The sequence below is a fragment of the Brevundimonas sp. genome (assembly GCF_035626535.1).
Classification (GTDB): Bacteria; Pseudomonadota; Alphaproteobacteria; order Caulobacterales; family Caulobacteraceae; genus Brevundimonas.
In genome coordinates this window covers 1-5591 of record NZ_DASPNO010000003.1, presented here as the reverse complement: position 1 = coordinate 5591, position 5591 = coordinate 1, and the positions used below count along the sequence as shown (strand labels likewise).

General features: G+C 68.8%; 6 protein-coding genes. 2 read left to right on the top strand and 4 right to left on the bottom strand.

Annotated features, from left to right (window positions below):
* Window positions 1-312: 312 nt before the first annotated feature.
* Window positions 313-2130: an ATP-binding protein gene (locus tag VEC04_RS00300; RefSeq protein ID WP_324772676.1), complete on the bottom strand. Its 1818-nt coding sequence runs from the start codon at window positions 2128-2130 to the stop codon at window positions 313-315.
* 106 nt (window positions 2131-2236) lie between these two features.
* The gene (locus tag VEC04_RS00295; protein ID WP_324772674.1) at window positions 2237-2539 is read right to left on the bottom strand and encodes a BolA family protein; all 303 of its coding nucleotides are present in this window, start codon (window positions 2537-2539) and stop codon (window positions 2237-2239) included.
* A gap of 45 nt (window positions 2540-2584) precedes the next feature.
* Here VEC04_RS00295 and VEC04_RS00290 point away from each other — a divergent pair, with 45 nt between their 5' ends.
* Entirely contained in the window at window positions 2585-3259 is a 675-nt protein-coding gene (locus tag VEC04_RS00290; RefSeq protein ID WP_324772672.1) for a J domain-containing protein, read from the top strand.
* Window positions 3260-3309: 50 nt separating this feature from the next.
* Entirely contained in the window at window positions 3310-3738 is a 429-nt protein-coding gene (locus VEC04_RS00285) for an organic hydroperoxide resistance protein (RefSeq protein ID WP_324772670.1), read from the top strand.
* Here the strand turns inward: VEC04_RS00285 and VEC04_RS00280 are convergent.
* A complete protein-coding gene (locus tag VEC04_RS00280; protein ID WP_324772668.1) occupies window positions 3735-4862 on the bottom strand; it encodes an ABC transporter permease in 1128 nt (375 codons plus the stop codon). The two genes, VEC04_RS00285 and VEC04_RS00280, sit on opposite strands and share 4 nt — an antisense overlap.
* Window positions 4862-5591: ABC transporter ATP-binding protein (locus tag VEC04_RS00275; protein WP_324772666.1), on the bottom strand; the 730-nt coding region annotated here is incomplete at its 5' end. The genes VEC04_RS00275 and VEC04_RS00280, both read right to left, overlap by 1 nt.

Below are 5591 nucleotides of genomic sequence, written 5' to 3'. Positions count from 1 at the left end.
CCTCGCGACGCTCCTGACGGTCTTCGCGGCGGTCCTGCCGGGCATCGCGACGGTCGTCGCGGCGGTCCTGACGCTGCTCGTACTGGCCGCGCGATTGTGCTTCGGCGGCGGAGGCCATGCCCAGCGACGACACGGCGAACGTGGCGGCGAGGGCGGCGGTGAGGGCCTTCTTCATGGGGTATCTCCGGATGCGGCCGAAGGATTTCGACTTGCCCGCACACTGCCGCCCGGCCGTTGAGCCGGGTCTGAACGGCCCTGCTCACCTGCCGTTCACACCGCCGTCGCCTATTGAACGCGATCGCCGCGCCGCGGTCAGGCCGCGCGGGCCTTCTCGCCGACGTCCACGAGCGCGCGCAGCCCCGCCCGGCCGGAACCGACCTGGTTCATCACGCAGGCCAGGGCGGCGAAGTCGATCGGCTTGTTCAGATAGGCGTCGGCGCCCGCCTCCAGCCCGGCCTCGTGATCCTCGGTGCGGGCCGAGGCCGACAGGACGACGATGGGCGTCTCGGCATTGACGCCGCCGCCGGCGCGGATGCTCCGGGTGGCGGTCAGGCCGTCCATCACCGGCATATTCACGTCCATGACGATCAGGTCGAAGCGCTGGCCGTCCGCCATCTCGAGCGCGATCTGGCCGTTTTCGGCCGTCGACGACGTATGACCGGCGGAGCTCATCCAGGCTTCCAGGATCATGCGGTTGACCGGGTGATCCTCGACCACCAGCACGCTCAGCGAGCGCCCGTCCTCGATCTCGGCGACGATCGGCGCCGCCGGCGCCTCGCGCGTCCATTCGACCACCTCGGCCTCGACGCTGAAGGTGAAGGTCGAGCCCTCGCCCACCGTCGATTCCACCGTGATGTCGCCGCCCATGATGTTGGCCATGCGCTGCGAGATGGTCAGGCCCAGACCGGTGCCGCCGAACCGGCGCGTCGAGGAGGCGTCGACCTGGGTGAAGGGCTGGAACAGCCGCGCCAGATCTTCCGGCGAGATGCCGGCGCCGGAATCCTTGACCGAGAAGTTGAACTGCACGCGGTGATCGTCGAGGCGTTCGGACCGCACCGTGTAGGCGACTTCCCCGGAGTCGGTGAACTTGACCGCGTTTGACAGCAGGTTGTGGATGACCTGGCAGACGCGTAGCGGATCGCCGCGGACCACGGCCGGGGTGTCGCCTTCGAAGCGGGTGGTGAAGGTCAGGCCCTTGGCCTCGGCCTGCGCCTGGAAGGGGCCGGTGACGCGCTTGTGCAGGTCCTCGACCGAGACGTCGACCATCTCGAAGGTCATCTTGCCCGCCTCGATCTTGGTCATGTCGAGGATGTCGTTGAGCAGGCTCAGCAGGTTGTCGCCGGAGTTGCGGATGATCGACAGATATTCCCGCTGGGTCGGCTCGAGCCGGGTGGCCCCCAGCAACTGGGCGGCGCCGAGCACGCCGTTCATCGGCGTACGCAGCTCGTGCGAAATGACCCCCAGGAAGCTCGACTTGGCCTCGCTGGCCGCATTCGCGCGGTCGCGGGCGGACTCCAGCTCCTCGATCAGATGGGCCTGATGCTCCTGGAAAGCGCGGATCCGCTCCTCGCGCAGCATCGTCATCAGCACCAGCACCACGAGGCCGGCGGCCGTGAACGGCACTACGCCCATGAAGGCCCAGAACAGGTCGGTGCCCCACAGCGAGGCGGCGATGACCGCGGCCGAGACGCCATAGGGCGATGAAATCACCACGGCCTGTTTCGGCGAGCTGCGCAGCTGCGCGAACACCAGCACATAGCCCGAGACCAGCAGGGTCATGGCCAGCGGCTGGCCAAACGGATGGCCCGAGAACCACGCCATCAGCGGCGCGGTCGCCCAGGCGGCCGTGGTGGCTGTGGCCACGGCCGGGAAGATCAGGCCCCAGCCCGCGCCGACGCGCTCGCTGATGCGCTTCTCCACCGCGCCGCGCAGGGCGCCGGCGGCAATGGTGCCGAAGAACCAGAGGGTGGCGGCGATCGGTCCGACCACGGCCAGCAGGCCCACGGCCCAGCTGGAGATGATCAGATAGCGCAGATACTGGGTCTGCAGGATGGCGCGCAGGGCCTGGGCCGCTTCACCGGAACCCGGTTCGCCGTTCGCCGGCTTGGTGATTCCGTCGGATTCGACCATTGCGCGCGCCCCTCCCAAACAACCCGGGCGAACGCTATGGGCAAGATTCTAAGACGAGGTGAACGCTGGCGCATTTCCGATCACGGCGTTCGCGCAACATGCGGGATCAGCCGGGCCCGGCCTCGTCCGGCGTCAGGGCGCGGATCGACAGGGCGTGCACCGGCCCGGCCAGCTCTTCGCGCAGCAGATCGTTCACGGCCCGCTGGCGCTGCACCCGTCCCTGTCCCTCGAAGGCCGCCGACACCACCGTCACATTGAAGTGGCTCTCGCCGCCGGCCCGGCCGTCGACTCCCCCTTCGTGATGGTGGCCGGCGTGCCGGCCGCTGTCGTCCTCGATCTCCAGACGCGCCGGCGACAGGCCCGCCTGAAGTTTTTTGCGAATAATCGTCGCGATCGGGCCTTCCGGCATGGGCTTGTCCTTGTTGGCGACCAATTCGCCCCTACACTTCGTGCGATGTCTTCCGCCTTTCAATACAAGCCGCGCTTCAAGGATATGCGCGTCAAGCCGCCGAAGCCCGAGGAGGAGGCGGCGGAAGCCGACGTGCTGCACCTCAAGCCGGGCGAGAAGCCGTGCCAGTGGCCCGACTGCCGCATGCCCGCGACGGCGCGCGCCCCCAAGTCGCGCGAGCGGCTCAACGACTTCTACGATTTCTGCCAGCGCCACGCCGGCGAGTACAACAAGGGCTGGAATTTCTACGCCGGCATGACCGAGGGCGAGGTCCGCGCCGCCCAGGAGAACGAGGCCATGACCGGCGGCCGCCCGACCTGGGAGATGAAGGCCGGCAAATTTACCCGCGAGGCCGCCGCCTTCGCCGCCAAACTCGGCACGGCCAACACCCAGGGGGCGGGCAGCTGGCGCGACAGCTTTGGCCTGTTCGGCCGCCGCACCCGCGAGCAGGCGGGGCCCGAGGGTCAGGACGATCTGCGCCTCGGCAAGCTGGAGCGGTCGGCGCTGGCCGACCTCGACCTCGACGTCCGCAGCGACCGCAAGGCCGTAAAGGCCCGCTATCACGAGCTGCTGAAGCGCTTCCACCCGGACCTGAACCAGGGCGATCGCGGCGCCGAGGCCAAGCTCCAGCGCGTCATCAAGGCCTACAAGACCCTGAAAAAGGCCGGCCTCGCCGCCTAGCGCCGGCCGCCGGAATGCCTAGCTAAGGCTTCTTCTCGAAGGAGCCCGCCATGGAAGTCTTCTACACCGCCCACGCCACCGCCTCCGGAGGCGGCCGTGACGAAGGCCGTTCCGCCACGGACGACGGCAAGATCGACGTCCGCCTCTCCGTTCCCGCCGGAATGGGCGGCAAGGGCGGCGACGGGACCAATCCCGAACAGCTCTTCGCCACCGGCTACGCCGCCTGCTTCCTCAGCGCGCTGCGGCTGGTCAGCGGTCAGGCCGGCACGCCGGCCGGGCCGGACACGAAGGTCGCCGCGGACGTCGGCATCGGCAAGAACACCCGCGGCGAAGGCTACAACCTCGATATCGAACTGACCGTCAGCGACCACGGTCTCGATCAGGCGGTCATCGACGACCTGCTCCAGAAGACCCACCAGGTCTGCCCCTACTCCAACGCCACCCGCGGCAACGTCGACGTGAAGCTGACGGCGAGCTAGTCCAGCGTGGTCCGGTAGCGCATCATCGCCAGCGCCCCGACCACCAGCACGAACAGGCCCAGGGCGAAGAGGCTGGGCCCGGCGTTCTCCAGCCCGACGCCCTTGAGCAGCGAGCCCCGCACGACGCGCAGGAAGTGGGTGACGGGGATCACCGTGCCGATCGCCTGGGCCCAGTCCGGCATGCCGCGGAAGGGGAACATGAAGCCCGACAGCAGGATCGACGGCAGCATGTAGAAGAAGCTCATCTGCATCGCCTGCAGCTGGGTCTTCGCCAGGGTCGAGATCAGGAAGCCCAGCGACAGCGACCCGACAATGAACAGCATCAGCCCGGCGATCAGGGCGATCCAGCCCCCGCTCATCGGCACGTCGAACAGCAGCCGCGCCATCACCAGAATGACCGTCGCCTGAAGCACCCCGACCAGCACATAGGGCGCGAGCTTGCCGACCATCACCTCCAGCGGTCGCACCGGCGTCGACAGCAGGCTTTCCATCGTGCCCCGCTCGCGCTCGCGGGCCATGCCCAGCGAGGTCATCATCACCAGTGTCATGGACAGGATCACCCCCAGCAGGCCTGGCACGATATTGTAGGCGGTAATGGCCTCGGGATTGTAGCGCCGGTGCACGACCACTTCGAACGGCGCCTCGCCCGGAGCCCGCGCCGCCAGCGGGCCGGTCAGGTCCCGGGTCAGCGCCTGCGACGGCAGGCTGGCCAGCGCCGCCACGGCCCCGGATGTGGCTGAAGGATCAGTGGCGTCCGCCTCTACGAGGATCTGCGCCGCGTCGCCGCGAACCACCCGGGTGGTGAAGTCCGCCGGAATGATCACCGCGAACTGCACGTCGCCGCGCTCCAGCGCCCGGTCCAGCTCGTGTTGGCTGCGCGCCTGGAGGGTGACGTCGAAATAGCCGCTGTTGTTCATCGCGGTCAGGATCGAGCGCGAGAAGCCGCCGTTGTCCTGCACCAGCACCGCCGTCGGCAGGTGCCGCGGATCGTCGTTGATGGCGTAGCCGAACAGCAGCAACTGCACGATCGGCAGCATCAGGATCATCGCATAGGTCAGCCGGTCACGCGTCAGCTGCGTGAACTCCTTGGCCAGCACGGCCCAGGTGCGGGTCAGCGAGAGCATCAGGCGGCCCTCTTCTTGTCCGCTTCGATGTCGTGGATCAGCTGGATGAACACGTCCTCCAGCGTCGGCCGCGTCTCGGTCCACTTCAGCGGCGCCTTGCGGAAGGGCTGGATCGCCGCCTCCAGCGCCGGCCGATCGCGCCCGGACACGTGCAGCACCGTCCCGAACGGCGCCGCCATCTCGACGCCCGGCCGGTCGCGCAGTTCACGGGCCAGCCGGTCCGCTCCCGGTCCTTCGGCATGAAAGGTCACCAGTCCCGACGCCGCGATCACCTCGTCCGCCGTGCCGCGCGCCAGCGTCCGGCCGCCGGCGATGTAGGCGATCTCGTGACAGCGCTCGGCCTCGTCCATATAGTGGGTCGAGACCAGCACCGTCATGCCCTCGGCCGCCAGGGCGTGGATCTCGTCCCAGAAGGTCCGCCGCGCCTCGGGGTCGACGCCGGCCGTAGGCTCGTCGAGCAGCAGCAGGTCCGGTCCGTGCAGCGTCGCCGCCGCCAGCGCCAGCCGCTGCTTCCAGCCGCCCGACAGATTGCCCGCCAGCTGCGCCCGCCGCTCCGTCAGCCCCAGCCGGTCCAGCGCCGCCTGCACCCGTTCGCGCCGCCGGTCCAGCTCGTGCACCCGCGCCGTGAAGGTCAGGTTCTGCTCGATCGACAGATCTTCGTAGAGCGAGAATTTCTGCGTCATGTAGCCGACGCGGCGCTTGATCGCCTGCGACTGCCGCATGACGTCG

What these genes read in the sequence shown, in the direction of transcription:
- VEC04_RS00280 (WP_324772668.1), bottom strand. Translation starts at nt 4,862, where the DNA reads ATGCTCTCGCTGACCCGCACCTGGGCCGTGCTGGCCAAGGAGTTCACG.
- VEC04_RS00300 (WP_324772676.1), bottom strand. Translation starts at nt 2,130, where the DNA reads ATGGTCGAATCCGACGGAATCACCAAGCCGGCGAACGGCGAACCGGGT.
- VEC04_RS00290 (WP_324772672.1), top strand. Translation starts at nt 2,585, where the DNA reads ATGTCTTCCGCCTTTCAATACAAGCCGCGCTTCAAGGATATGCGCGTC.
- VEC04_RS00285 (WP_324772670.1), top strand. Translation starts at nt 3,310, where the DNA reads ATGGAAGTCTTCTACACCGCCCACGCCACCGCCTCCGGAGGCGGCCGT.
- VEC04_RS00295 (WP_324772674.1), bottom strand. Translation starts at nt 2,539, where the DNA reads ATGCCGGAAGGCCCGATCGCGACGATTATTCGCAAAAAACTTCAGGCG.